Source organism: Flavobacterium hibisci (genome assembly GCF_020026925.1).
In the GTDB taxonomy this organism is placed as follows: domain Bacteria; phylum Bacteroidota; class Bacteroidia; order Flavobacteriales; family Flavobacteriaceae; genus Flavobacterium; species Flavobacterium hibisci.
On the sequence record NZ_JAIQDW010000014.1, the window covers coordinates 11,667 to 37,365 of the forward strand.

The window sequence follows — 25,699 nt, forward strand, 5'->3', positions numbered from 1 at the left end:
AAATGTAAGAAAACAGATGTGAATTTAGATTTTCGATGGACAGATTTTTGCCATTTTAAAAACAAAACCTGAAAACACGAAGAACATTGCAAAAAACTTTGCGAACTTTGCAATAAAGAAAATAACTTTTCGGATATTGTAAAAACTTTGCAATATTTGCGTTTAAGAAAAAAATTAGAATGGCAAAAATACTAACCGGAGTTCAGAGTACCGGAACACCACACTTAGGCAATTTATTAGGGGCAATTATTCCTGCAATCGAATTATCAAATAATCCTGAAAACGAATCGTATTTGTTTATAGCTGATTTGCATTCGATTACGCAAATAAAAGACGGAAAAAAATTAAGAGAAAATACGTATAGTACTGCTGCTGCATGGCTCGCATGTGGCTTAAACCCAGATAAAGTTACATTTTACCGACAATCTGATGTAACACAGACAGCTGAACTGACCTGGTATTTGAGCTGTTTTTTTCCCTATCAGCGTCTTACTTTAGCACACTCTTTCAAAGATAAATCGGATCGTTTAGATGATGTTAATGCAGGACTTTTTACTTATCCGATGCTAATGGCAGCTGATATTTTATTGTACGATGCCGAATTTGTTCCGGTGGGAAAAGACCAATTACAGCATCTTGAAATTACGCGTGATGTAGCTTCTCGTTTCAATCACCAAATGGGTGAAACCTTTGTGCTTCCGGAAGCCAAAATTCAGGAAAATATCATGCTGATTCCGGGAACAAACGGAGGAAAAATGAGTAAATCAGCCAACAACATTATCAATATTTTCCTGGATGATAAAGCGTTACGCAAACAAGTAATGAGTATTGAAACTGACAGTACTCCACTGGAAGATCCTAAAAATCCGGATACCTGCAATGCTTTTGCTATTTATTCTCTTTTAGCAGATGAAGCTCAGATTGCTCAAATGAGAGCCAATTACTTAGGAGGAAATTATGGTTACGGTCATGCTAAACAAGCCTTATTTGAATTGATTACGGAAAAATTCAAAACAGAAAGAGAAAAATACAATTACTACATAAACAACCTTGAAGAAGTAAATACACTTTTGAAAAAAGGTGCCGCAAAAGCATCGATTATTGCTGATGGTGTACTAGCAAGAGTTCGGGAAGTTCTTGGATTTGGAAAGTAAATAATTAAACCCGACATCTTAAAAATCTGTCGGGTTTTCTATTTAAAATTATAAAATCAACTGAATCGATTTAAAAAAATTAAACCAAATGTTAAGAAAAATATTTACAAAATATTTGGTATTTCTCTTAATATCACTTTTTGGATTAGGCTTTATTCTGGCTTATTTGTTTGGAGATGAGCAGTTATATAGTGTAAACAAAACAGTTGGATGGGCTTATGACATTTCACATCAGGTCATTTTTACTGTATTCATTTTTGCTTTTTCTCAAATACTTTTTATTATGGGATATTTGATAATTTTTCTACTTCAGCGAAAGACGAGCTATTATCTTTCTGTTGCACATTTTGAAATCATTATAGTCAATCTCGCATTAATGCATTACGAAAATTTTATGCTTAATATGTTTTTTTGTGGGTTGTCCATAATCTTGTTTTTCATAAATGTTTTCAAGTCTCATAAATAAATCAGCTTATTAAAATCAAATAGCCTCAAACAACTTCCCAGGCAATGGTCTGATTACACCTTTTAATTCCATATTTAAGAGAATTCCTGATATTTTATAAATAGGAAATTCACATTGTAGTGCAATTATATCAAGCAATTCTTTTCCATTTTTAATCAGGAAATCGTAGATTTTTTGTTCTTCAGATTCCAGTTCAACAAACAATTGTTTCTGAACAGGTTTGATATCGCTTTTGATGTCCCAGTTGAGCATATAAACCAAATCAGCAGCACAAGTTAATACATTGGCTTTTTGAGTTTTAATCAGCTGATTGCATCCCTGACTATATTTATCAGTTACGCGGCCGGGAACGGCAAAAACATCACGATTATAATCGTTCGCAATATTGGCCGTAATGAGCGAACCTCCCCTATCAGCAGATTCTATTACGATTGTAGCTTCGGTCATGCCGGCAACTATCCGGTTTCGTCTAACGAAGTTCTCTTTGTCGGGATTTGTTGAGCTCCAGAATTCGGTTATAAAGCCCCCATTCTCCTCCATTTTTGGCATGTATTTTTTATGTGCTTTAGGATAAATTTGGTTTAATCCATGAGCTAAAACACCAATAGTCTGCAGTTTATTTTCTATTGCCAGCTGATGCGCCACTATATCAACTCCATATGCAAAACCACTAACGATTATGGGATCTAAAGGAGCTAGATCTTCAATCAACGTTCTGCAAAATTCAATTCCGTATGAAGTAATTTGCCTTGTGCCTACTATACTGATTATTCTCTTATTTTTTAAATTAATATTTCCGGCAGAAAAAATTAAAACCGGGCAATCAATACAATGTTTTAGACGATCAGGATAATTTTCATCTTTAAAAAAAGAGACTTGAATATTGTTTTTAGTGATGAAATCTAGTTCCTTATTTGACTTTTCGAAAACAGTTTTGTCTTTTAGATTTTTTAGTAATACTGAACCAACTCCATCTATAGCAGCAATTTGATTCGTTTTTGCCTTGAAAATCTCTTCGGCACTTCCAAAATTTGCTAATAATTTTTTAGCCATAATATCTCCAACGCCTTCTACCCTAAGTAAGGCTAATACATAAAATAAATCTTGTTCTGACATGGCTTGTATAATTTTTTAAAGGAATTTTTAAAAACAAGATTTGTTTTCGTTTTGGCAAATATAATAAATAGAAGTAAATTCTTTCAAAAAATAAACTTTTGAAAGTCAAAAATAATTAATCACAAAATGAAAAATAATGTAACCGGCTAAAAAATAAATACATATCAAAACATGCAGATTGTTAATAAAAATTGTGAATAAATTTTTGATAACTATATTGGATGCATAACTTTGTTACTATGAAAATCGAAACTTACATCTCGCAGTTATTATATCGTTATCAATGCGTAACGGTTCCAGGATTTGGTGCATTCTTAACAGAAATGCAGCCCGCACAGCTCAATGAAAGCACAAATTCGTTTTTTCCACCTAAGAAAATGGTCTCTTTCAACAGTCAAATTAAAAACAATGACGGCTTGTTGGCAAATCATATAGCTAATGCAGAAAAAACATCGTATGGTTTTGCTGTTAGTGCGATTGCTTTTGAAATTTTAAATTGGAAAAAGGCTTTAGAAGAAGATGGAATTTTATATTTAAAAAATATTGGTGAAATTCGTTTAAACAGTGATAACAATTTAGTTTTCAGTCCAAACCAACAAAACAATTATTTAACAACTTCATTTGGATTAAGTCCTTTTGTTTCGCCTTTGGTAAAAAGAGAAAATTTCGAAAAAGAAATTCAAAGAATTGAGGAGAAAGAACCTGCATATGACGAAGAAAGAAAATCTTCAAATTCGTATTTAAAATATGCTGCAATATTTGTTTTAGGTCTTGGAATCACAGGAAGCATTGGATATCCACTCTATCAGCAAGAAATTGCAACACAAACGCTTGTTGTTGAAAGTACTGTACAAAAAAAGGTACAGAACAAAATTCAGGAAGCTACCTTCATGATTCAGAATCCTTTACCGGCAGTAACGCTGTCTGTAGATACTTCAAAAACAGAAACTGTTGAAAAGACAATGCCATATCATATTATTGCGGGTGCTTTTAGAAGTGAACAAAATGCTAAAAAAGCATATAATCAACTAATAAAAAATGGCTATGATGCCAGAATGCTTGGTGAAAACAAACACGGATTATTTCCTGTTTTGTATGGAAGTTACGCGACTATGGCTGAAGCTGAAAAAGCACAAAAAGAAATACAAAAGGCTGAAAATCCGGATGCCTGGATTTTAATCGAAAATTTATAAAGCCAGACATAAAAGTACATTTTTTTGTTATTTACTTTAGAAATAAAAAGATTATGAAATTTACCATTCAAGTATTTTTAATTGTATGCCTTTTTTTAACCTCACAAGGCTTTTATGCACAGCAAACACCTGTTCAATCAGAAAAAGCGATTCAGGAGGCTAAAAAAACTAAAGAATATCAAAATAAAGTAGATAAAGAGCAGAAAAAAATTGACAAGCATCAGCGGGAGGTTAAAAGCGCAGAAAAATCTATTAAGAAAACACAAAAGAAAATAGAAAAACAAAAAACTGCGAATCAAAAAACGGAAAGTCAAATTGAATCCAGCAAAAATTCTGAAGAAGAAATTCAGAAACTAAAAATAAAATCAACCAAACAAAAGCTTGAAATAGATAAACTGGAGCTCAAATTATTACAACAGAAAAAAGAATTAGACCAAATTAGATCGTCTTTTTAATACAAAAAAATCCTATTCTGAGCGAATAGGATTTTTTGTTTAACGTGGAACAATTTCTGCATCCTGAGAAAGAATTACTTTTTTATTCTGATAAATGGTTAAGCTTGCCGGTGATACTTCTTTTTCCCTTAAAGGAGTTATAGAACATTCGTATGTATATTGTCCTTTTTTAAATTCGAATCGATGGTTTCCTCCATTTCCGTCTAAAATCAACTTTCCTTTTGTAATTACCAGATCGGGTACTTCATTCATTCCCTTTTTTATCGACCAGGATGCATAACGGTAATTGTTATTTCCTAAATCATCTATTCTAATCCGGAATTTGCTGGTTTCTAATACACATTCAGGTGCTTTAAACTTTGCTATTGAAGAATGTAATTTTGTTTTCTCTTTAGCAATTATTTTGCTTTTCAAATCCTTTTCGAATTTTGACTGGTAATTTATCGAAATGAGGCGCCCGTCTGTATCAAACCATACTGTGCCCTGATTGAGCATAATACCTCTCCAGCCCATTTCTGACCAGTCTTTCGCAGGATTGGATTTTATGATTTCATTCTTCAGGACATCATCAAAAATCTCATCGTATCGCTTTATGAATTCAGTTTTGTTTTTGATTGGTAGTATTGGATATTCCCTTTTGAAAGGATACGGAATTATATCAGCGACGGCCACTTTTTTATCATTTTTTACATTGTTGATGAACGTAATTATGAACTTCTGATATTCAGGTTTTAACTCCTGGCCTAAAGCTAAATTTGAGAATACGCCAAGGAAAAATAGAATTATGATTTTAAATTTCATTTTTTATAAATTAATTAATCTGTGTTTTACGTGAAACATTGAACTTAAAGATACTTAATTTATACTTGCTTTGAACATTTTTAACTCATCCCAGGTAAATTCATCACCGTGTTTTTCTTTTAATCCGTTTAGGGATTCCTCCTGATAAAATTCGAAAGCATCACGCAGTGCCAGTATCTTATCATACGGTAGAACATCCGAGATTTCGATTTTTTTTGCCTGAATCAATTTAATCAAATGCATTTCAATAGTTTGTACAGTAAGCTTACGCATTCGGGCAATATCCTGAACCGAATTTTTCTCCATCCACAAGTCGTATGTTTCTTCTATAGTAGTTTTCTTAACTGTTTTTGGGTCATTTTTATCTAATTTTTTTGCCGTGTAGCGTATAACTGGCTCATCAAGTTTGAAAATATCAGTATTACTCATTTGAAACTCCTCACGTATTTTCGAAATCTTATCTGATTTGTAATTTTTAATGGCTATAGACGTTAATTTTTCTCTGCAGATGGTTTCTCCCGAAACAACTATTTCGATCAATAATTTAGCCTTCATTAAGCGTAAAACAGCCTTTGTCTGCAGATCATCCAATAAGGCTAATTCTTCATAAAATTCTTTTACTTTTTTGAATTTCTGGATTTCAGCCATTTTCTGAAGAAGATCTATAACCAATTTATCCATTGGTTTAAAAAAATAATCATAAGCCGCCACTACCCTTTCCTGAACAAAAAATAAATCAACGGTTTCTTTACTAAAAATTTTATTGAGCTGCTGCACAAATTTTTGCGAAGGGTTAATGAGTAATTCAATTGTTTCAAGACGCTTATGAGCCCAGACGGAATGTTTTGATTTTTCGGAATTAGCAGCATTTTCGTTATAACTAAATCTGTGATTACGCCATTCCTGAGCTAAATCGGACCAGTTAAAACTGTTAATCAAATAGTTATGAATGAAATTCTTGGTTTCGAAGTGCAATTGTTTTTCTAAAATATCTTCAGTTGCTTTATTCAAAGCATAATCCATTACATCCTGATCGTTTGAAATACCATTCATTTGAAGCGGGGAAAGCAAAATAAGCCCTTTTAAAGACGTTAAACGTGACAATGCAACATATGCCTGTCCGGGCAAAAAAACTTGCGATACATCAAGCGCAGCTTTCTCAAAAGTTAGTCCCTGACTTTTATGTACTGTAATCGCCCAGGCTAATTTTAGCGGGTAATGCGCAAAAGTCCCTAAAACCTCCTCTTCTATCTCTTTTGTAAGCTCATTTATTTTGTAACGAATGTTTTTCCATTCGTATTTTTCAACCTCAATTGTTTTATTCTCTTCCGGAAAATACACAAAAATTTCTTCTGCCGAAAGTGATTTTACAACACCCATCTTTCCGTTAAAATATCTTTTATCAAAAGATAAATCGTTTTTGACAAACATTACCTGTGCTCCTACCTTCAATTTCAGATTTTCTTCAACCGGAAAAATCTTTTCGGGAAAATCGCCAACTATAAAAGGCTGATAACTAAACTCATTCCCTGCCAAATCTCCAATTGCCTGTTCGTTGATCGAATCAGCCTTTGCATTGTGAGTTGTGAGCGTAATATAACCGGGATTACTTTTCAAATCAAAATCAGGTTTGACATATTCGTTTAAAATCTGAATATCCTCAGGCGTAATCTGATTGTTTCGAAGATTATTTAAAACGGAGATAAAAGAATCATCAGTCTGTCGGTAAATCTTAGATAATTCTATATAAAGTGGTGGATTTTGCTGAATTACATGTGAATGAAAAAAGAATTTTCCTTTGTAATAATTCCGTAATGTTCGCCATTCTTCATCCCGAATGACTGGCGGTAATTGCAATAAATCTCCAATACAAAGCACCTGAACACCTCCAAAAGCCTGCGTGTTTTTACGTACTGTCTGCATCATAAAATCTATAGCATCCAGTAAATCAGCACGTAACATACTTACTTCATCAATAATCAGCAATTCCATATTACGGATCACATTACGTTTTACATTATTCATTTTGAAATGCCTGCGTAAAGTTTCCTTATTTTCAAATTTAACCGCTTCTGTAAACTGTGAATTGTCTTCATATGACGGAATAAAAGCCGAAAATGGCAGTTGAAACATTGAGTGAATCGTTACTCCGCCAGCATTTAAAGCGGCGATTCCTGTAGGGGCTACAACCACTGTATTTTTATGCGTAGTGGCAATAATTTCGCGTAAAAGCGTGGTCTTGCCTGTTCCGGCTTTACCCGTCAGGAATATAGATTTCTGCGTTTGATTGATGAATTGTAAAGTGTAAGCAGCTGCTTCTGAGACGTTTTGCATTGGGCGTATATTAAACACTAAAAGTATCGCATTTTTATAAAATAAAAAAACCTAAATCTGTTGCTAGATTTAGGTTTTAGAATAGTTAGTTATTTTGGTTATTATTTCTTAGCCTCTTCTTTCGTTGCAGCTTTGTTATCTGCTTTTGGCTCAGCTTTGTACTTATCGTTCAAAGCTTTAATAATTTCTTTTGTAATGTCGTATTTATCTTCTGCATATAATACAGTTGCAGCATCACCTGTACCGTAGATATAGGAATATCCGTTTTTCTTACCGTAATCTTTGATGAATTTTTTCACACCACTAACAAGAGAATCCATTTCAACTCCGCTTTCTTGCTGTAATTGCTGCGCTAATTGTTGTTGAGCATAACCCAATTGTTGTTCTCTTTTTTGTAATTCAGCACCTCTTTGTTGTGCCCAGGCCTGACCATTTGCCTGTGCCTGACTTTGAAAATTAGCAGCATCTTGTTTGAAACGATTTATCTCAGCTTGCAGTTGTCTTCCTTTTTCTTCTGATTGGGCTTTGTATTTTGCTTCAAGGTCTTTTGCTTCAGTATACTCTTTCATCAAAACCGAAGTATCTACGTAAGCTGTTTTTACTTCCTTTACTTCAGCTGTTTTGTTACATGAAACAACGAAAACCGAAAGTGCGATAATTACTAATGCTTTTTTCATTTTATGAATTTCTATTTTTTAATGTATGGATGACAAAAATATAAAAAAATAAATAGCATCGACAGAAAGTTTAAAAATTGGACAATTTTTATGATATTAATTTTATTTATCAGAAAAAAATCAACTATAAAGAAACATTATTAAAACCGGCTTTAATAGATCGATTTAGAGGTGATTTCAAAAAAAAGCCGATATTTATCCTCGGTTAAGCCGAAATATCGGCTTAAATAAGCTTAAAATGCGTTTTAGGTGTTTTTTAAGACATAAATGTGCGATGAATACTCTTTTGTACTTAATGCTTTTAAATTTGATCGCAAACCCACAAAAAATGCTTTAATAAAATTCATTTTTCCTGTTTTATATTTTTCAGAAAGTAAACTCACATAAAAAGAATCAAATTTCATTGGAAGTACTTTTTCTAATTTGATATCGACTTTTTCGAAAAGTGATTTTATAGCTTTTTTAGAGAAATGCCAAAAATGAATTGGTACATCAAAAGCTGCCCAAAATTCTCCGTAATGTTTTGCATCGTACGATTTGAAATTTGGAACCGCAACAATTAATGTTCCAGTTGGCTTCAATAATCGCTTCAGTTCTTGGATTTGTAATTCTAAATCTGGAACGTGTTCCAAAACGTGCCACATTGTAATTACATCAAAAGAATTATTTTCAAGTTCGCTGGTTTCTTCAACAAATGAAATTCCTTTTTGCTTTGCAATATTTTTTGCTCGGTCGCTTGGTTCAATTCCAAAAGTTTCCCAACCGTCATTTTTTGCCGTCAATAAAAAATCTCCTGTTCCGGCTCCAATGTCTAAAATTTTTCCTTTCTGAGATTGTTCGGAATTGATCAAATTCAGTTTATTTTTTAAAGCGATACTTTTTACAAAATGATATGCTTTTTCAAAAACAGAACGTTTATTATCTGTATGCGAAATGTAATCTTCACTTTCGTAATATCTTCCTAAATTTTCTAAATCCGGCTGCGGAGATGTAATCAGCATATCCAGATTTTCATCATAATATAAATCGAAAATTTCTTTTGAAACTGAATGGTCTTTTACAGTCAGAAAATGTTTTTTGTTTAAAACGTCCATTTTTAAATTATAGGTATTTTGGTTTAATTTCATAGTAAACCCTAAAAGTGGAATTTTCACTTTTAGGGTTTCTCTTTTTTAATATTTATATTTTGAATTCAGCGCTTCCAATTAATTTTTTACTCCCGACATTTTTCATTTTCAATTCTGATTTCTGTCAAAATTGTAAAATCATTTTTAATATAAAATGGCATTGGAGATCTATAATGTGCTGCGTTTTGTTTTACTTCATTTTCATGATCCACAACCCAGCCATTTAAACTTGTATCATTCTTTTTTAATTCATTCATCAAAAACAAACCATTTCCTTTTCCTTGAATTTGATGATTCAAAATTATAGCAAACCAATTTTCATCTTCTCTCAAAAAAGTAAATGCCCAGCCGCTAATTTTATCTAACGCATCAAACAGCAAATAATGTTTTGTATTTGAAAGACCGTTTAAGTACAATTCAAAATCCTGCATCGTTTTGCAATTTAATAGTGTCGGATATTCCTCGTTCCAGAGTTCTCTCGAAACTTCTTTTTCTTCATCAGATAAAATCTCTTTGCTAATAATTTTAATTAAAATTAAATTCAGTGTTTCACGTGGAACAAATTTAAAGTTGTTTCAGGTTTTCTTTGTTTCAGCTTTCAAGTTTCACATGGAACGAGAAACAAATAAAACAAGTTTCAGATTCCAACAAAACTTGAAATCTGAAACTTGAAACATTTATTTTATCTTCCCATATAAATCAAAAGCACTGAAATATCACTCGGAGAAACTCCGCTGATTCTTGATGCCTGAGAAATTGTAATCGGACGAATTTTACTTAATTTTTGTTTCGCTTCGATCGACATAGATTTGATTTTATGATAATCAAAATTATCCGGAATTTTCACTTCTTCTAAACGAGTAAGTTTATCAGCGTTGTTTCTTTCCTTTTCGATATAGCCAGAATATTTAACCTGAATTTCGGCTTGCTCTAAAACTTCTTTGTCTAATTTATTTTCTTCGACATAAGCTGCTACTTTTTCAAATTTCAGCATATCTTCTAAATCAATCTGCGGACGAGAAAAAACTTTGAACATTTTATCGCCTTGAGAAATTGGTGCCGATTCTTTCGCTTCCAAAATTGGATTTGTTTCTGCAACCGTTACACTCGTTTCTCTAAAGAATGAAACCATCTTTTCAGATTCGTTCAATTTGTATTCCATTCTTCGCATTCTATCTTCAGAAGCCAAACCAATTTCGTGTGACATTGGTGTCAATCTGAAATCGGCATTATCTTGTCGCAACAATGTTCTGTATTCTGCTCTTGATGTAAACATCCGATAAGGTTCTTCTGTTCCTTTCGTAATTAAGTCGTCAATCAAAACTCCGATATAGGCTTCATCACGTTTTAGAATTAATGGAGCTTTTTCATGCACTTTTAAATGCGCATTTATTCCGGCCATCAAACCTTGCGAAGCTGCTTCTTCATATCCTGTTGTTCCATTTATTTGTCCGGCAAAATATAATCCTTCAACTAGCTTCGTTTCCAAAGTATGTTTCAATTGTGTTGGCGGGAAATAATCATATTCAATTGCGTAACCCGGACGAAGGAATTTCACATTCTCAAAACCGGCAACAGAACGCAATGCTTTAAATTGAATATCCTCCGGAAGTGAAGTTGAAAATCCGTTTACGTAAACCTCACAAGTTTTCCATCCTTCCGGTTCAACAAACAATTGATGCCTTTCTTTATCTGCAAAACGATTTATCTTATCTTCTATAGAAGGACAATATCTCGGACCGATACTTTTTATTCTTCCGTTGAACATTGGCGAGCGATCAAAACCTGATCTCAAAATATCGTGAACATCCAAAGATGTATACGTCATATGACAAGATCTTTGTTCAGTCAATGGAACGGTCAAATCAGAATACGAAAACTTATCTGGTTTCGCATCTCCTTTTTCTTCGTTCATTTTAGAATAATCCAAAGAACGTCCATCGACTCTCGGCGGCGTCCCTGTTTTCATTCTTCCAGATTCAAAACCTACTGCAACCAAATCTTCGGTAATTCCGAAAGCGGCACTTTCGCCCGCTCTTCCTCCACCGAATTGTTTGTCTCCAATATGAATCAATCCGTTCAAAAAAGTTCCGTTTGTCAGGACAACAGATTTCGAACGAATCTCAACTCCAAGGGAAGTTCTGATTCCTTTTATCTTTCCGTTATCGATAATCAGACCTTTTACCATCTCCTGGTAGAAATCCAAATTTGGAGTTCCCTCCAACATCATTCTCCATTCTTCAGCAAAACGCATTCGATCACTTTGAACTCTTGGCGACCACATTGCTGGTCCTTTCGATTTATTCAACATCTTAAACTGAATTGCCGTTCTGTCTGAAACAATTCCGGAGTAACCTCCAAGCGCATCAATCTCACGAACGATCTGTCCTTTTGCAATTCCTCCCATCGCTGGGTTGCAAGACATCTGTGCAATATTCTGCAAACTCATTGTAACCAATAAAGTTTTTGACCCCAAATTTGCAGCCGCAGCTGCAGCTTCAGATCCTGCATGGCCAGCACCGACCACAATAACGTCGTATTCTTCTAAAAACATTTTGTTTTATTATTCTCTGGAAACCGGTTAAGTCAGTTCTCAGAATTAACATTCTTTATTTTGTTTCAGGTTTCAAATTTACCCTGAACTATGTTCCACGTGAAACATACATTTTATATCCATTATTCATGTTTCCTCTTTTCAGTAAACCTGATATATGTTCCACGTGAAACATTTTTATTACTTTCTGATTTACTAACTTCTAATTAAAACTGTTTCACGTGGAACAACAAATTAATTAAATATTAAACTTAAAACAAAGATTTACATGTTTCACGTGAAACGAATTCAATAAAAAACTAAAACTTAAAAAACGTTCCACATGGAACGTTTAGTTGTTGATGTAAAATTTAGAACAATGTTTCACGTGGAACATATAATTCTAAACTTTAAAAAGAGATATTTAAGTTAAAGTTTCACGTGGAACATCGCTATTTTTTCATCTTCTTTGGAACGCATTAACTCTGCATCCTTATCTGTTTTATCTTTATATCCGCAATAATGTAATATACCGTGAGCTAAAACTCGTTTTAATTCTTCATCAAAGGAAACATTGAAATCCTTTGCATTGTCTTCTACTCTTTCAACAGAAACAAAAATATCTCCGTTTAATTCGTTTCCAACTGTATAATCAAAACTGATGATATCTGTTAATGTATCGTGATCCAGATATTCAACATTGATCTTATGAAGATATTCATCATCACAAAAAATGTAATTTATCTCACCTTCGTTTTTCTTTTCAGAAACAATTACAGCGCTCAACCAATCAGTAAAGGCTTCTTCGTTTTCTAAATTAAAATCTGTTTCGTAATTAAAATTAATCATTTGGTATTAAAATATTCTTGAACCTTTTGGTTAAAATTTGAGCGCAAAGGTAGCGATTGTCTATTTAAAATCTCTACACTATTTAAATAATCCAATAATGAGCTTGGTAACGCATTAGTTCTATTTGTGAATTCAGCCTTGTTTGTTTCAGATTGACGCTTCGTATCCTGACCTTGTTGCTGAACTGCATTATTTAATTTTAATAATTCTTGTTGAATATTTAATATTCTTTGCAGGTTCTCATTCTTAAATCCTTTATTCAAAAGTTGCTTTTCAGATTGTTTCATTTGTTCAATAACAGATCTTCCCTGAGAATCTAATCCTTTTCTAGCTAACTCTTTTTGCAACTCTTCACGAAGTTTTACCTGCTCTTTGTAAATCTCCATTATCTTTTCTGCATCGCCTTCGCTATCATCACCGTCTTTATTATCCTTCTCTCCTTTTCCGTTTTTACCATCTTTTCCAGAAGCAACTTTATCACCACCTTTGCCCTGACCTTCTTTTCCTTGTCCATCTTTACCCTGACCACTTTGTCCTTGTCCTTGTTTTTGACCTTGACCTTGTCCAGGTTTTTCTCCGGGTTTCTCACCTTGCTTCATTCCGTCTTTCATTTTATCTGCAAGACCTTTTTGCTTTTGAATAATATCCGGCAATTGCATTCCTTGTCCTTGCCCCTGTCCTGGTTTTGGTTTTCCTGCTCCCGGTTTTGACATAGACATCTGCATGTTGTTTAATAAATCACTCAAAAAGTCAGCTAATTTATTTGCAGATGAAACAGCATATTGTTGGTGAGATACTCCTTTTGGAACCTGAACGTCTGTCAAAGATTCAATAGCTTTATCTACATTATATTGTACGTTTCCAATTTCCTTTGTTACATCTTCTGCTACTTTTGGATTTCTTAAAGACAAAGCAAACAAACTATCATCGACATGTTTGAACTGTTGTTTTAGATTCTGCTGTACTTTTATATTCTTCGTATATATAGAAGAACCCAATTTCATAGATTTAAATTGTTTCATTACATTTTCCTGAGATAATGAATAAGCCAGAAGATTATCCAGAATCTGACGAAGCATTGCAACGTCTTCTTCTAATTGTTCCTGCTCTCCACCTCCCATACTCGAATCCATTTGTTGCGCCATACTCTTCATTTTCTTAGAAGCACTTTTCTGTTTTTGCTTTGCCGAAGAAGTATTCTTTTTGTTCAATTCATCAGATGCTTTTTGCAAATCATCTTTCAAATCTTTTTCTTTAGAAGCATCAGATGGAATATCCATTGGCTTCTTTAAGGTTTCGTTTTCCTTTTTTAAGTCTTTTAAATCTTCCTGAATTTTATCAAAAGCCTTATTGATATCTTCCTGCTTGTCGTGTGTATTTTCTTTTTCTTTATTTGAAAGCTCTTCTTGCTTTTCTGCCAGTTTATTTAATTTCTCTGCAACTTGCCCAGCTTTCTTTTCTACATAAAAACGCTTGGTCAATTCAACTAATTGTTCTAAATTTCTGGATTGGTTTTTACTAATTTGTTTGAACTTTTCCATTTTATCAAACAACTCTTCACTGTTTAATTTATCGTTTAGGTTCTTCAGTTCATCTAATAATTTCTGATTTTTCTCTAAATCTTTATCGGCATTCTCTAAACGCTTTTGTAAATCTTCTGCTGTTTTATCCTTTTTATCATCTTTGAATTTATCTAAATTTTTGTTCATTTTCTCAGCAAACTGTTTCATCATTTCGTCTTGTTGTTTCTGACGCTTGATAAAATCATTAATCTTTTGCTGGTCTTTAAACTCTAAATTATCTTTTTCTTTTCCTGTGTTTTGGATCTTATCCATTTCAGAAATCTGTTTAGTTTGGTTTTTTAATGATTTAGATAAACCATTTATGTTTTGGTTTTGCTGTTGCAATTCCAGATCATGAACTTCATCTGTAGTAGCAACTCTGTCTGAAAAAACAGAAGACTTTGTACTCTTAAAACCATGTGGTGCATCGTTGTCAAAAACTTCAAAATAGTATTCATAAGACACTCCTTCTTCTACCGGTAAATTACTTGGGAAAGAAAAAACGAACTGATCAAACACAGCTTGCTTTACTGGAATAGTTCCACGCTTTGCAGTTTGTGGTTTGTTACGCTCATAGAAAACAACTTGTAATTTTGATAATCCGTAGTCGTCTCCTAATCTTCCTAAGACATAATTCTTATCCAGTTTTAAACTATCTGGTGCAGGCGAAACAATGATTGTTGGGTGCTGATCTTTGATAACAGACAGCTGATAATCTAATTTCTCGTAGTTTTTAACCTTATTATTAGAAGTAAGAATTTGATATTCTGTATTTTGAGCAATATTTTTACTCAATTTAAACTCATTTTCGGCTTTATTAAACTTTAAAGTTGCGTTTTCATCCTTCCAAACAATCTCCTGAGTTGATTGTGTATTCATTTTCCAGGTCACTAAAGTACCTTCCGGAACGATTGCATTTCCAGTTCCCTGAATCGTTTCTGATTTCTTTTTTAGGTAAGAAGGAAAATTCAAAACCATTTCGAAGTTGGCAATTGATGGAACCGTGATTACTTTTAATTCGTATTCTTCAGATGAAACTGAATTTCCTTCAAAAGAAAAAGAAACATTTTCAACCGGTTTTTCAATCTTAAATTCGAACTTTCCTGGCTGAGAAGATTCCATAAAATAACTTTCATCACCAATATGGATCATGACATTTTCGGGAACAACGTTTCCTATCGATTCCATTTTTACAATAAAATCTTTGTTCTGTTCTGTTTGTAAATTTGAATTTAGGACCACAAATTTGAATGGTGCCGGAGGTAAAAACGTAGCATTGAAATGTACTACTCTATTTAAACTTTGAGAAATAATATTGCTGTTTCCTGAAATATAAAAAACGGCGAAAAGCAAAATTGGAATTAATGCTAATGGCAAATATTTTCTATTTGCATTAAAATTGATTGCGTTTCCAAATGGAATTGGTTGCAGTGAATTTGCTTTTTGTTCTATCGAAGCCAACATTAATTCTGAACTTTCTGCTGAATTCTCAGAAGCCGAAAGCTGTAAAAAGTTCGTCAGTTTATCACTTACTTCTGTAAAATGATTTCCGATAATTGCCGAAGCCTGATTATAATCGATTCCTTTTTGAAGTTTGAATAACTTAAAAATCGGAAATAAAATAAAACGAAACAAAAGGAAAACTTCTACTCCCACGAATAACAAAAATAAAAGTGTTCTTCCCAGAGGTTTTAACCAAAGGAAATACTCAATAAAAAGCGTAAACAAAAAATACAAAAGTCCAAAACCGGTAAAAAGAAGTATTCCTTTTATAAGTTCATTCGTGTAATATTTTTTAATAAAAGCTTCTAGCTTTGCGTATATGGAAGACGTTGTTTTCAAAATGAATCTGTTTAATTTATAACCCATAAAAGTAGTAATTTTAATTAGATAATAATCAATTAGACAATTAGTCAATTGACCACAAAACAAAGCATTATCTCATTATCATGATTTTCAAATTATCTAATTTAGGAGTTGTATCTTTGCATCAAAATTTATACAAAATGTCAAAGCAAGTTCGTGTGCGTTTTGCACCAAGTCCAACAGGACCTTTACATATTGGCGGAGTTCGTACTGCCCTATTTAATTATTTATTTGCCAAGAAAAACAATGGCGTTTTTTATCTGAGAATTGAAGATACAGATCAGACTCGTTTTGTTCCCGGAGCTGAAGATTATATCATGGAAGCTTTAGAATGGTTAGGAATTGCTCCTGAAGAAACGGTTGGAAAGAATGAAAAATTTGGTCCGTATAGACAAAGTGATCGTGCAGCATTATACCAAAAATATGCAGATCAACTGATTAATTCTGGTTGGGCATATTATGCTTTTGATACTCCGGAAGCGCTTGATGCTTTGAGAAAAGAACAAGAAGCAGAAGGAAAAACATTTATTTACAATCATACAAACCGTGAAAAATTACAAACCTCTTTGGTAATTTCTGCTGATGAAGTTGCCAAAAGAATTGCAAATGGAGAACATTATGTTATCCGTTTTAAAACTCCGGTTGACGAAACTTTACATTTAAAAGACATCATTCGTGGAGACGTAAAGTTTGAAACGAATCTTCTTGACGATAAAGTTTTATTTAAAAGTGACGGAATGCCAACTTACCATTTGGCCAATATTGTCGATGATCATTTGATGGAAACTTCACATGTAATTCGTGGTGAAGAATGGTTGCCATCTATGCCCCTTCACATTTTATTGTACAGAGCTTTTGGTTGGGATGCTCCTGAATTTGCACATTTACCTTTGATTTTAAAACCAATTGGAAATGGAAAATTATCAAAAAGAGATGGTGATAAAATGGGATTTCCAGTATTTCCTTTAGAATGGAAAACCGAAGAAGGTGTTTCATCAGGATACAGAGAGAAAGGATTTTTCCCGGAAGCGGTTGTAAACTTCCTTGCACTTTTAGGATGGAATGACGGAACTGATAAAGAATTATTTTCTTTGGATGAATTAGTTGAGTCTTTTGATTTAAACCGAGTTCATAAATCGGGAGCAAAATTTGATCCTGAGAAAAATAAATGGTTCAATCACCAATATCTTATCAAACAAAATGATGCTGATTTAGCGAAAGACTTCACTCCTATTTTAACAGAAAAAGGTGTTGATGTTTCTAAATTTGATGTTACAAGAATTATTTCTCTTATAAAAGAACGTGCTCATTTCGTTTCTGAATTTTGGGATTTAACTGATTTCTTTTTCCAGGCGCCGACATCTTATGATGAAAAAGCAAGCAAAAACTGGAAAGAAGAAACACCGGCTTTAATGCAGGAATTGATTTCAACTTTGGAATATATTGATGGTTTTGATTCAGCCAATATCGAAGCAATCGTAAAAGACTGGTTGACGAAAAACGAAATTGGAATGGGGAAAGTGATGCAGCCTTTCCGTCTAAGTTTGGTTGGAGCACTTAAAGGTCCCCACCTATTTGACATTGTAGAAATCATTGGAAAAGAAGAAACTATTTCCAGAATTCAGAAAGCAATTACTACTTTATAATAAAAAGTAAATTCAAAATAGAGAACGCTAAGAATCAAACAAAATGATCTTAGCGTTTTTTTATGATTTAGAAAAATTAATTCACAAGAATTTTCGTAATTTACCCGATCATTAAACATAAACTATATAACCATGGGTACAGCATTTATTATCTTATTAGTATTCGCATTTTTTATTTTCATGTCCTCTTTTTTTACTGTAAAACAACAATCGTCAGTAATTATCGAAAGATTTGGAAAATTTCAAAGTGTTAGAAATTCCGGTTTACAACTTAAAATTCCGGTTGTTGACAGAGTTGCAGGGCGTGTAAATCTTAAAATTCAACAGTTGGATGTTATCATCGAAACTAAAACCAGAGACAACGTTTTTATTAAAATGAAAGTTTCCGTTCAATTTAAAGTGATTCAGGAAAAAGTATATGATGCTTTTTACAAACTCGAATATCCACACGATCAGATTACCGCTTATGTATTTGATGTGGTTCGTGCTGAAGTTCCAAAACTAAAACTGGATGATGTTTTTGAAAGAAAAGATGACATTGCCATTGCAGTAAAAAGAGAATTGAATGAAGCAATGACTACTTACGGTTATGATATTATCAACACTTTGGTTACCGATATTGATCCAGATATTCAGGTAAAAAATGCAATGAACAGAATTAACGCTGCGGACAGAGAAAAAACGGCTGCAGAATTTGAAGCTGAAAGTTCAAGAATCAGAATCGTTGCAAAAGCAAAAGCTGAAGCAGAAAGTAAACGTTTACAAGGACAAGGTATAGCAGATCAGCGTCGTGAAATTGCAAGAGGTTTAGTAGAAAGTGTTGAAGTTTTGAACAATGTGGGAATCAATTCTCAGGAAGCTTCTGCCCTAATTGTTGTGACGCAGCATTATGATACTTTACAGGCAATTGGAGCTGATGCAAACTCAAACTTAATCCTTCTTCCAAATTCCCCACAAGCCGGAAGTGACATGTTAAATAATATGGTTGCCTCTTTTACAGCTTCTAATCAGGTTGGTGAAATGATGAAAAAAACAAATAAAAAAGTCGAAAAACCAAAACCAATTCAGCCACAATCTGGTTATGAAGATGATATTCAACCAGAAACAAAATAATTTAAAAAATGAAAAAGAGGCTTAATTGCCTCTTTTTTTATTTATAAACCAATTGATTACAAAAGGTAAAATTGATTGCAAAATGCTTCCGTAAGAATTTGAAATGTAATCTTTGAACGAAGAAAAAATTCCTTCAACAATATTTTGCGGAGTTATACTTTCCGTGGTTTTCTGTAAACTCAAAACCAATTTCTGATAATTAATCTCTTTTTGGAGTTTCAAAATTTCAAGATCTTTTTCAATTTCAGCATACGACGAGTATTTTTTTACTACCATAAATTAATCGTTAAAAAAGATTTCTGAAAATTTCTCTAAAATCGGACCTTCAACAAACTTGTCTTTTATGAAAAAAAGTAAAATTGTAAATACAAAATAGATCCCTCCTACTGCTAAAAATCCGAGTGCATTACTTTCAAATAAAGAACCAAAAGCATACGCTGCGGCAAAAGATACAAAAATAAGAACCATACTAAAACACAATAAAATCAAAGTAAATTTAAAAATTAAAGTGGTTGATTTCATCGCAACCTTAAATCCCCAAAGTTTATAATATGCTAAATTACTGTCAATATAAGCTTTGGTACTTTCCTGAATACTCTCTGTATTTTCTTTTAATTCTTCAAAAGCCATAACTTTAAATTTCATTAAAAAAGAAACACAAAACAAACTGATTACAAATTGAATATGAAATATTATAAAAAAATATTTTATCAACTATAAATCAGGTAAGCTTTGTGTTTCCTCGATTATTACTTTTGATATTTAGCGTTTTGTGTCTTTAAATCAGCTAGCTTCGATTCTAAAAAAGAAATAACTTCTTCTGTTTTATGGCTTACATTTGAAAGTAATTCATCAAAAGTTCCATCAAGATTCTCTGTAGCACTTGCAAATTTTTCACGCAAAACTTCTGAACTTGCTTCTAAGGAGTCTTTTAAATTGTTGGCAGTATCTCCCAGATTTTCTTTAATTTTTGCTCTTGTGTTTGAACCTTTATCAGGAGCTAACAAAATTCCTATCGCTGCACCTACAGCTGCACCGGCTAAAATTGCTGCAATCGTATTTGAATTGTTTGACATAATGTTAAAATTAAAAGTGATTAATAAAGATACTCTTTTCTGAATTTATGAAATTTCATATTTGACCTTTAGATAAAAATACTGACTTTATAAACAATTGAATGTTAACAACCCGTTAAACTGGCAAAATTGATAGTAAAAGTAAAATTAAGCCTTAAAATAAACAATAAATCAAAAGATGATTAATGTATTGGAAGATATTAAAAGAGGTCTTAAAATTAATTTATGAAGGTTAATTTTAATTTAAATAAATTATATAATTTTTATTTTTAATAGTTTTTATAAATAATAAGTAAAAAATTAAATTTTAATTATTTAATAAATAAAATTGATATTTTTAAAAAAGAGAATTTTTGAACATGACATTCTGAATTAAATGAAAATGAAATCTCATTTTTCAACTTTATCAACAATTCAATGTTTATAAGCATTAAAACAGCCATAAATATAGTTCAAAATTAAAATAAAGCTCAATCTTAAAAGATTTTTAAAAAGATGATATAATGAATCGGAAGTATTTTAAAAACGTCTTAAAATCAATTTATGAAAGTCAATTTTAATTTATAAAAATTATAAAATATTTAGTTTTAATAGAAAAAATAAATAATAAAAAAAGCACTTATAAAAGCGCTTTTAATAAATAATATTGATTTTATTACTTCATCATTTCAGAAAGAATTTCGATTTCTCTTTCTGAAGCAGATTTTGGAGGATTTGAATATAATTTCAAAATATCATCTTCAAATTGATTTTTGAAATCTGAATTTTCAATATCTCTTAAATTCAAAAGTGCTTTTGATCTGACGTAAGTCGATTCACTTCTCAGAGACATCGTATATAATTTCTTGATATCATCTTCTTCAAAATCTGTAGATTTCCAGTTTGAATATTTCAATAAAAATTGAGAAAATAAAAGTGAAGCTTTATTATTGTTGATATTCTTCTTTAATGAATTTTGTAATAAAGAAAAACTTGAAATAGTTGCGATGTTCTCCCCTATCGCACTTTCAATTGCAATACGTTCCTGTTTAGTTTCAACTTTAAAATATTTGTTGATTTCTTTTAAAGAATTATTGATGCTGTTTTCTTCTTTTTTACCTTTTTCTTCCCAGGCATCTTTTAGTCCAACTGTTTTATTAAATACTAATTTTGAAGCAGTTGAGTCTTTATCAACAGTAAAATAACCCAAACGCTGAAATTGGAATTTATCTTCATTTTGAGCTGTTGCTAAACTTGGTTCAACATATCCAGTTACGATTTCTAATGAATTTGGATTCACAAAATCTAAGAAATTTTTCTCTTTATAACTGTCCGGAGCTTCATCTGTAAACAAACGATCGTACAAACGAACTTCTGCTTCCAAAGCATGTTGGATAGAAACCCAATGTAAGGTTCCGGATACTTTTCTCTGGCTTGCTTCTGTTCCGCTTCCGCTTAAAGAATCGGTATCATACGTTACATGTATTTCAGTAATATTGCCTTCAGCATCTTTTATAACTGATTCACCTTTAATAATATACGCATTTTTAAGACGTACTTCTTTTCCGAGAGTCAAACGGAAATATTTAGCTGGAGCTTCTTCTAAAAAGTCTTCTCTTTCAATGTATAATTCACGTGAAAAAGGCACTTTTCTGAAACCTGCATTTTCATCTTCCTGATTATTTTCGGCTTCCAACCACTCCTCTTTTCCTTCAGGATAGTTGGTAATTACCAATTTTACAGGATCTAAAACAGCCATTACACGAGGTGCAATTTTGTTCAGATCTTCACGAATACAGAATTCTAAAACGGATACATTGATCAAATTATCACGTTTTGCAATACCAATTGTGTTCGCAAAATTACGTAATGAAGCAGCTGTATAACCACGTCTTCTTAATCCGGAAATAGTTGACATTCTTGGATCATCCCAACCGTTAACATGCTTTTCCTTAACGAGTTGCTGCAATTTTCTTTTACTAACAACAGTATGCGAAAGATTACGTCTGGCAAATTCTCTTTGCTTAGGACGTATTCTGTTTTCATCTATAATCTGATCTAAAAACCAATCGTATAATTCGCGATGAGGCAAAAATTCAAGCGTACAAAACGAATGTGAAATAGCTTCTAAATAATCACTTTGTCCATGTGCCCAATCGTACATTGGATAGATTTTCCAAGTATCTCCGGTTCTGTGGTGATGTTTGTGTAAAATCCTGTACATGATAGGATCACGCATCAACATGTTAGTTGATTTCATGTCAATTTTAGCACGAAGAATATGTGTACCAGCTTCAAATTCACCATTTTTCATTCTTTCGAACAAATCTAAATTTTCTTCAACAGAACGATTTCTATATGGACTATCAGTTCCTACAGTTGTAGGGGTTCCTTTTTGAGCAGCCATTTCTTCAGAAGTCTGACTGTCAACATACGCCTTATCTTTTTTAATTAATAAAACGGCCCAATCGTACAGCTGTTGAAAATAATCTGAAGCATAACATTCTTCTGCCCAGGTATATCCTAACCATTCTACGTCTTTTTTAATAGCATCAACAAATTCCTGTTCTTCTTTTTCCGGATTTGTATCGTCAAAACGTAAATTTACAGGTGACTGATAATCAATTCCTAAACCAAAATTCAAAGCAATAGAACTTGCGTGACCAATGTGTAAATAACCGTTTGGTTCAGGTGGAAAACGAAAACGTAATTTAGAATTTGAAAGACCTGATTTAAGATCTTCTTCTATGATTTGTTCAATAAAATTGAGTGATTTATCTTCTGATGCCATTATTTATAGTAATTTTAGCAAAGATAAAAAAAAGGTTTCAGGTTTCAGGTTTAAAGTTATTAAGTCACACAAAACATGAAACGTTAAAGCTAAAACCCCAGATTAATTTATTTAGTATTTTTGTATAAATATTGAGAATTATGAGACAATTAACTGTTACAATTCCAGACGATTTTTACGAAACTTTTATTAGTTTTTTTAAGCATGTTCCTGAAGTTTCTATAGATGAAAAGGTGGAAAATGAAATTCCTTTATGGCAGCAAGAAATGGTTTTGGAGCGTATAAAAAATACTAAGCCCGAAGATTATATTGATGCTAATGAAGCTTTAGAAAATTTAAAAAAGAAATATGGCTTTTAAAGTTTTAATAGTAAAAAGAGCCGATTTAGAAATTGAAGAAGCTCTTTTATACTATGAAAATATTGGTAAAGGTTTAGGAGAAAAATTTCTTTTAGATTATAATGACCATTTAAAAACCCTCTATAATTTTCCTTTTTTTGAGGAAAAATATAATGTTGTTCGTACTTTATCTTTAAAGAAATTTCCTTATACTATACACTTTACAGTTGATGAATTGGAAAAAATTGTTCATATTCAAGCCGTAACTTGTAACTATCAAAATCCAGAAAATACTAGAATAAAACTATAAAAATGGGAGTTATAAAACTTAAAAACATCCGTACTTTTTCTTATCATGGATGTATGATTGAAGAAGGAAAAATAGGATCTGATTACACTGTTGACTTAAAAATTAAAACCAATTTCCAGCAATCAGCAGAAACAGATGATCTAACTGATACAGTCGATTATGTACATTTGAATAAAATTGTTACTGAGGAAATGGCAATTCGTTCGCATTTATTAGAACATGTAGCCAAAAGAATCAATAATCGCATATTGGAAGAGATACAATCAGTAGAAAAAACGACAGTTTGGGTTTCAAAGATAAATCCTCCTATTGGTGGTGATGTTGAATCAGTTACCATAAAAATGACGGAAATCAGAAAGTAATTCTTTAGGTTAAAACCGTATTTTTTTAAAATAGTTTATTCGAAACTTTTGAATTTTAAAGATTTTAGTTACTTTTGACATCCGTTCAAGCAATGGCGTCGTGGCCGAGCGGCTAGGCTGGGCTCTGCAAAAGCTCCTACTCCGGTTCGAATCCGGACGATGCCTCAAAACCTTCAAAGCAATTTGAAGGTTTTTTTTGTCTAATTTTTAGAAAAAATTAATTAAAGATATGGGTTCGAATCCGGACAATACTTCTAAACATTAAAAGCAATTTGAAGGTTTATTTTATGCATAATTTTTAGGAAAAATTAATTAAAGGTATGGGTTCGAATCCGGACAATGCTTCTAAACATTAAAAGTCAATTTAAAGTTTTTTATATCTAATTTTTTCCGCAATCTTGTCATTTCGACGAAGGAGAAATCTCCACAAGAAGCTCTACAAAGTAAATCAATTGGAACGGAGTTACTTATGGAGATTTCTCCTTCGTCGAAATGACAAACTTAATGCTAACTTTGACAAAGTTCTACAGCACACTTATAAATACAAAAAAACCTCTGAAAATCAGGGTTTTAAATATATAATTGAGTTATTAAAACTACTTTTCTATTCTTTCAAAAGCATTTTTTACCATTTCTTTTTCTTTTGGAAACCATCCCTGGGTAATTAATACTACTCCAAAAACCATTAAAACAATGCTGATACCTTTTTTAATTTTTAGGATGTTTGTTGGTGTCATTTTAGTTTTTAATTGTTTGGCCAATACTATTTTTAGACAATCAACTAATAAATAAGTAATAATTACAGAAGTAAAAAAAGTCATCATTCTTGGAGTCTGCATTTGTAATTTTGGTCCGACAGAAATGATGACTGCAAGCCAGAAACCAAGAACTCCAATGTTAATAACGTTCAGTAAAAAGCCTTTTACAAATAAACTGCCATAATTTCTTTTTAAAATATCCCGATCAATTTCTTCATCATTGATTTTTTCTACTTTTTTTAATTTTAAAAATGAAATAATACCATAAGACAACATAATGATACCGCCAAAAATAAAAAGAGCAGGATCATCCTTTAAACTTGAAATTAACCTGTAACTTCCTAAATAGGCAATTGCTATAAAAAAAATATCACCTAATACCACTCCAAGATCAAAGACAATTGCTGATCTAAAACCTTTGGTAATACTGGTTTCCAATAAAACAAAAAATACCGGACCCACCATAAAGCTCAGAACAAGTCCCCATGGCAGCCCAGCCAGAATATCATTTATCATTCAATATTATTTTACTTCTTCTATTTTACCTCCAAAAACTGTTTTTTGGTTAATTTGTTTAGGTTTCCCATAAATGTAAATAGAGCCTCCTGCGCTTACTTTTGCATCAACAAGTGTTGATGCATTTACATCAGCTTTTCCTCCCGCAGAAACGCTTACTGTGGTCTGAGAGGTTTCTAATTTACTTGCTAATAAATAACCTCCTGCACCTAAACTTGCCACCTGGTTCGAAGCTTTCCCGGCTAAAGTAATTTCTCCTCCGGAAACTGAACTTACCTTAAGTTTTTCAACCTCCAAATCTACATTAATTTTTCCACCTTCCTGGGCACTTACTTTAAAACTTGTTGCTTTTATAGTTTCTGAACTTGTAACAATTGCTCCTTCATTAACATCAATAAGCTCAATATGTTTGTAATACAAAGTAACTTCTAAATCCTCGCCGGACAAAAGTTTTGGAAATGGCATTCTTATTTTTAGAATACCATTTTTATTAACAGCTTCTAATTCTGCTTCCCTTGCTCCTTTTATAACCAATTTATTTTCAGATGACTGAACTAATTTTACATGTAATTTATCATAAACTTTAACGGTATCAAAATCTCCTAATGTTTTGGTAACCTGACCAAAGGACATTTGGAAAAATAAAACAACTGCAATTATAATTAATTTTTTCATTT

The 25,699-nt window shown here is 32.2% G+C and carries 24 protein-coding genes and 1 tRNA gene; 10 read left to right on the top strand and 15 right to left on the bottom strand.

The window, feature by feature from the left end:
* Positions 1-179: 179 nt before the first annotated feature.
* The gene (gene trpS, locus K8B81_RS14445; RefSeq protein WP_223682288.1) at positions 180-1,154 is read left to right on the top strand and encodes a tryptophan--tRNA ligase; all 975 of its coding nucleotides are present in this window, start codon (positions 180-182) and stop codon (positions 1,152-1,154) included.
* 88 nt (positions 1,155-1,242) lie between these two features.
* On the top strand, positions 1,243-1,620 hold the full coding sequence (locus tag K8B81_RS14450) for a hypothetical protein (RefSeq protein WP_223682289.1): 378 nt from the start codon (positions 1,243-1,245) through the stop codon (positions 1,618-1,620).
* Between the two features lie 15 nt (positions 1,621-1,635).
* On the opposite strand, the gene dprA is transcribed toward K8B81_RS14450, so the two are convergent.
* Positions 1,636-2,736 carry a DNA-processing protein DprA gene (gene dprA, locus K8B81_RS14455; RefSeq protein WP_223682290.1) on the bottom strand — a complete coding sequence of 367 codons (1,101 nt, stop codon included), beginning with the start codon at positions 2,734-2,736 and terminating at the stop codon, positions 1,636-1,638.
* 239 nt (positions 2,737-2,975) lie between these two features.
* Here dprA and K8B81_RS14460 point away from each other — a divergent pair, with 239 nt between their 5' ends.
* The gene (locus tag K8B81_RS14460) at positions 2,976-3,929 is read left to right on the top strand and encodes an HU domain-containing protein (protein WP_223682291.1); all 954 of its coding nucleotides are present in this window, start codon (positions 2,976-2,978) and stop codon (positions 3,927-3,929) included.
* A gap of 53 nt (positions 3,930-3,982) precedes the next feature.
* Entirely contained in the window at positions 3,983-4,384 is a 402-nt protein-coding gene (locus K8B81_RS14465) for a hypothetical protein (protein ID WP_223682292.1), read from the top strand.
* 39 nt (positions 4,385-4,423) lie between these two features.
* On the opposite strand, the gene K8B81_RS14470 is transcribed toward K8B81_RS14465, so the two are convergent.
* From K8B81_RS14470 to K8B81_RS14505, 8 genes are all read right to left on the bottom strand, one after another.
* Positions 4,424-5,185 (bottom strand): hypothetical protein, encoded by a 762-nt coding sequence (locus tag K8B81_RS14470; RefSeq protein ID WP_223682293.1) that lies wholly within the window; start codon positions 5,183-5,185, stop codon positions 4,424-4,426.
* Positions 5,186-5,239: 54 nt separating this feature from the next.
* Positions 5,240-7,519, bottom strand: a complete 2,280-nt coding sequence (locus tag K8B81_RS14475) for a helix-turn-helix domain-containing protein (protein ID WP_223682294.1) — start codon at positions 7,517-7,519, stop codon at positions 5,240-5,242.
* Between the two features lie 101 nt (positions 7,520-7,620).
* The gene (locus K8B81_RS14480; RefSeq protein ID WP_223682295.1) at positions 7,621-8,196 is read right to left on the bottom strand and encodes an OmpH family outer membrane protein; all 576 of its coding nucleotides are present in this window, start codon (positions 8,194-8,196) and stop codon (positions 7,621-7,623) included.
* A 245-nt stretch (positions 8,197-8,441) separates the two neighbouring features.
* Complete coding sequence (locus K8B81_RS14485) at positions 8,442-9,290, bottom strand: class I SAM-dependent methyltransferase (protein WP_223682385.1); 849 nt, start codon at positions 9,288-9,290, stop codon at positions 8,442-8,444.
* A 119-nt stretch (positions 9,291-9,409) separates the two neighbouring features.
* Positions 9,410-9,754: a hypothetical protein gene (locus K8B81_RS14490; protein WP_223682296.1), complete on the bottom strand. Its 345-nt coding sequence runs from the start codon at positions 9,752-9,754 to the stop codon at positions 9,410-9,412.
* Between the two features lie 251 nt (positions 9,755-10,005).
* The gene (gene mnmG / locus K8B81_RS14495; RefSeq protein WP_223682297.1) at positions 10,006-11,877 is read right to left on the bottom strand and encodes a tRNA uridine-5-carboxymethylaminomethyl(34) synthesis enzyme MnmG; all 1,872 of its coding nucleotides are present in this window, start codon (positions 11,875-11,877) and stop codon (positions 10,006-10,008) included.
* A gap of 408 nt (positions 11,878-12,285) precedes the next feature.
* Entirely contained in the window at positions 12,286-12,705 is a 420-nt protein-coding gene (gene ybeY, locus K8B81_RS14500; RefSeq protein WP_223682298.1) for an rRNA maturation RNase YbeY, read from the bottom strand.
* On the bottom strand, positions 12,702-16,109 hold the full coding sequence (locus K8B81_RS14505; RefSeq protein WP_223682299.1) for a coiled-coil domain-containing protein: 3,408 nt from the start codon (positions 16,107-16,109) through the stop codon (positions 12,702-12,704). The genes ybeY and K8B81_RS14505 overlap by 4 nt, the downstream gene beginning before the upstream one ends.
* Positions 16,110-16,273: 164 nt before the next feature.
* On the opposite strand from K8B81_RS14505, the gene gltX reads away from it, so the two are divergent.
* Positions 16,274-17,779, top strand: a complete 1,506-nt coding sequence (gene gltX, locus K8B81_RS14510) for a glutamate--tRNA ligase (protein ID WP_223682300.1) — start codon at positions 16,274-16,276, stop codon at positions 17,777-17,779.
* Between the two features lie 132 nt (positions 17,780-17,911).
* Complete coding sequence (locus K8B81_RS14515; RefSeq protein WP_025571416.1) at positions 17,912-18,892, top strand: SPFH domain-containing protein; 981 nt, start codon at positions 17,912-17,914, stop codon at positions 18,890-18,892.
* Between the two features lie 21 nt (positions 18,893-18,913).
* Here the strand turns inward: K8B81_RS14515 and K8B81_RS14520 are convergent, their stop codons facing one another.
* From K8B81_RS14520 to K8B81_RS14535, 4 genes are all read right to left on the bottom strand, one after another.
* Positions 18,914-19,168, bottom strand: a complete 255-nt coding sequence (locus K8B81_RS14520) for a DUF6327 family protein (protein ID WP_025571417.1) — start codon at positions 19,166-19,168, stop codon at positions 18,914-18,916.
* Between the two features lie 3 nt (positions 19,169-19,171).
* The gene (locus K8B81_RS14525) at positions 19,172-19,522 is read right to left on the bottom strand and encodes a competence protein (RefSeq protein WP_223682301.1); all 351 of its coding nucleotides are present in this window, start codon (positions 19,520-19,522) and stop codon (positions 19,172-19,174) included.
* A 119-nt stretch (positions 19,523-19,641) separates the two neighbouring features.
* Complete coding sequence (locus tag K8B81_RS14530) at positions 19,642-19,968, bottom strand: YtxH domain-containing protein (RefSeq protein ID WP_031453825.1); 327 nt, start codon at positions 19,966-19,968, stop codon at positions 19,642-19,644.
* Positions 19,969-20,623: 655 nt separating this feature from the next.
* On the bottom strand, positions 20,624-22,738 hold the full coding sequence (locus tag K8B81_RS14535) for a glutamine--tRNA ligase/YqeY domain fusion protein (RefSeq protein WP_223682302.1): 2,115 nt from the start codon (positions 22,736-22,738) through the stop codon (positions 20,624-20,626).
* Positions 22,739-22,878: 140 nt separating this feature from the next.
* On the opposite strand from K8B81_RS14535, the gene K8B81_RS14540 reads away from it, so the two are divergent.
* The 4 genes from K8B81_RS14540 (at position 22,879) to K8B81_RS14555 (ending at position 23,913) form a co-directional block, all read left to right on the top strand.
* Positions 22,879-23,097, top strand: coding sequence for a hypothetical protein (locus K8B81_RS14540; protein ID WP_223682303.1), 219 nt, complete (start codon positions 22,879-22,881; stop codon positions 23,095-23,097).
* Entirely contained in the window at positions 23,087-23,386 is a 300-nt protein-coding gene (locus K8B81_RS14545) for a type II toxin-antitoxin system RelE/ParE family toxin (RefSeq protein WP_223682304.1), read from the top strand. Before K8B81_RS14540 ends, K8B81_RS14545 begins: the two co-directional genes overlap by 11 nt.
* 2 nt (positions 23,387-23,388) lie before the next feature.
* Positions 23,389-23,748 carry a dihydroneopterin aldolase gene (gene folB / locus K8B81_RS14550; RefSeq protein ID WP_223682305.1) on the top strand — a complete coding sequence of 120 codons (360 nt, stop codon included), beginning with the start codon at positions 23,389-23,391 and terminating at the stop codon, positions 23,746-23,748.
* A gap of 94 nt (positions 23,749-23,842) precedes the next feature.
* Positions 23,843-23,913 (top strand) — tRNA-Cys (locus tag K8B81_RS14555).
* A 431-nt stretch (positions 23,914-24,344) separates the two neighbouring features.
* Here the strand turns inward: K8B81_RS14555 and K8B81_RS14560 are convergent.
* Together K8B81_RS14560 and K8B81_RS14565 are read right to left on the bottom strand one after the other, a co-directional pair.
* Positions 24,345-25,022 carry a LysE family translocator gene (locus tag K8B81_RS14560; RefSeq protein WP_223682306.1) on the bottom strand — a complete coding sequence of 226 codons (678 nt, stop codon included), beginning with the start codon at positions 25,020-25,022 and terminating at the stop codon, positions 24,345-24,347.
* 6 nt (positions 25,023-25,028) lie between these two features.
* On the bottom strand, positions 25,029-25,697 hold the full coding sequence (locus K8B81_RS14565; RefSeq protein ID WP_223682307.1) for a head GIN domain-containing protein: 669 nt from the start codon (positions 25,695-25,697) through the stop codon (positions 25,029-25,031).
* Positions 25,698-25,699 lie beyond the last annotated feature (2 nt).

Bases quoted from the DNA above. Each gene is read 5' to 3' on its own strand.
- trpS (WP_223682288.1), top strand. From the start codon at position 180: ATGGCAAAAATACTAACCGGAGTTCAGAGTACCGGAACACCACACTTA.
- K8B81_RS14450 (WP_223682289.1), top strand. From the start codon at position 1,243: ATGTTAAGAAAAATATTTACAAAATATTTGGTATTTCTCTTAATATCA.
- dprA (WP_223682290.1), bottom strand. From the start codon at position 2,736: ATGTCAGAACAAGATTTATTTTATGTATTAGCCTTACTTAGGGTAGAA.
- K8B81_RS14460 (WP_223682291.1), top strand. From the start codon at position 2,976: ATGAAAATCGAAACTTACATCTCGCAGTTATTATATCGTTATCAATGC.
- K8B81_RS14465 (WP_223682292.1), top strand. From the start codon at position 3,983: ATGAAATTTACCATTCAAGTATTTTTAATTGTATGCCTTTTTTTAACC.
- K8B81_RS14470 (WP_223682293.1), bottom strand. From the start codon at position 5,185: ATGAAATTTAAAATCATAATTCTATTTTTCCTTGGCGTATTCTCAAAT.
- K8B81_RS14475 (WP_223682294.1), bottom strand. From the start codon at position 7,519: ATGCAAAACGTCTCAGAAGCAGCTGCTTACACTTTACAATTCATCAAT.
- K8B81_RS14480 (WP_223682295.1), bottom strand. From the start codon at position 8,196: ATGAAAAAAGCATTAGTAATTATCGCACTTTCGGTTTTCGTTGTTTCA.
- K8B81_RS14485 (WP_223682385.1), bottom strand. From the start codon at position 9,290: ATGGACGTTTTAAACAAAAAACATTTTCTGACTGTAAAAGACCATTCA.
- K8B81_RS14490 (WP_223682296.1), bottom strand. From the start codon at position 9,754: ATGCAGGATTTTGAATTGTACTTAAACGGTCTTTCAAATACAAAACAT.
- mnmG (WP_223682297.1), bottom strand. From the start codon at position 11,877: ATGTTTTTAGAAGAATACGACGTTATTGTGGTCGGTGCTGGCCATGCA.
- ybeY (WP_223682298.1), bottom strand. From the start codon at position 12,705: ATGATTAATTTTAATTACGAAACAGATTTTAATTTAGAAAACGAAGAA.
- gltX (WP_223682300.1), top strand. From the start codon at position 16,274: ATGTCAAAGCAAGTTCGTGTGCGTTTTGCACCAAGTCCAACAGGACCT.
- K8B81_RS14515 (WP_025571416.1), top strand. From the start codon at position 17,912: ATGGGTACAGCATTTATTATCTTATTAGTATTCGCATTTTTTATTTTC.
- K8B81_RS14520 (WP_025571417.1), bottom strand. From the start codon at position 19,168: ATGGTAGTAAAAAAATACTCGTCGTATGCTGAAATTGAAAAAGATCTT.
- K8B81_RS14525 (WP_223682301.1), bottom strand. From the start codon at position 19,522: ATGGCTTTTGAAGAATTAAAAGAAAATACAGAGAGTATTCAGGAAAGT.
- K8B81_RS14530 (WP_031453825.1), bottom strand. From the start codon at position 19,968: ATGTCAAACAATTCAAATACGATTGCAGCAATTTTAGCCGGTGCAGCT.
- K8B81_RS14535 (WP_223682302.1), bottom strand. From the start codon at position 22,738: ATGGCATCAGAAGATAAATCACTCAATTTTATTGAACAAATCATAGAA.
- K8B81_RS14540 (WP_223682303.1), top strand. From the start codon at position 22,879: ATGAGACAATTAACTGTTACAATTCCAGACGATTTTTACGAAACTTTT.
- K8B81_RS14545 (WP_223682304.1), top strand. From the start codon at position 23,087: ATGGCTTTTAAAGTTTTAATAGTAAAAAGAGCCGATTTAGAAATTGAA.
- folB (WP_223682305.1), top strand. From the start codon at position 23,389: ATGGGAGTTATAAAACTTAAAAACATCCGTACTTTTTCTTATCATGGA.
- K8B81_RS14560 (WP_223682306.1), bottom strand. From the start codon at position 25,022: ATGATAAATGATATTCTGGCTGGGCTGCCATGGGGACTTGTTCTGAGC.
- K8B81_RS14565 (WP_223682307.1), bottom strand. From the start codon at position 25,697: ATGAAAAAATTAATTATAATTGCAGTTGTTTTATTTTTCCAAATGTCC.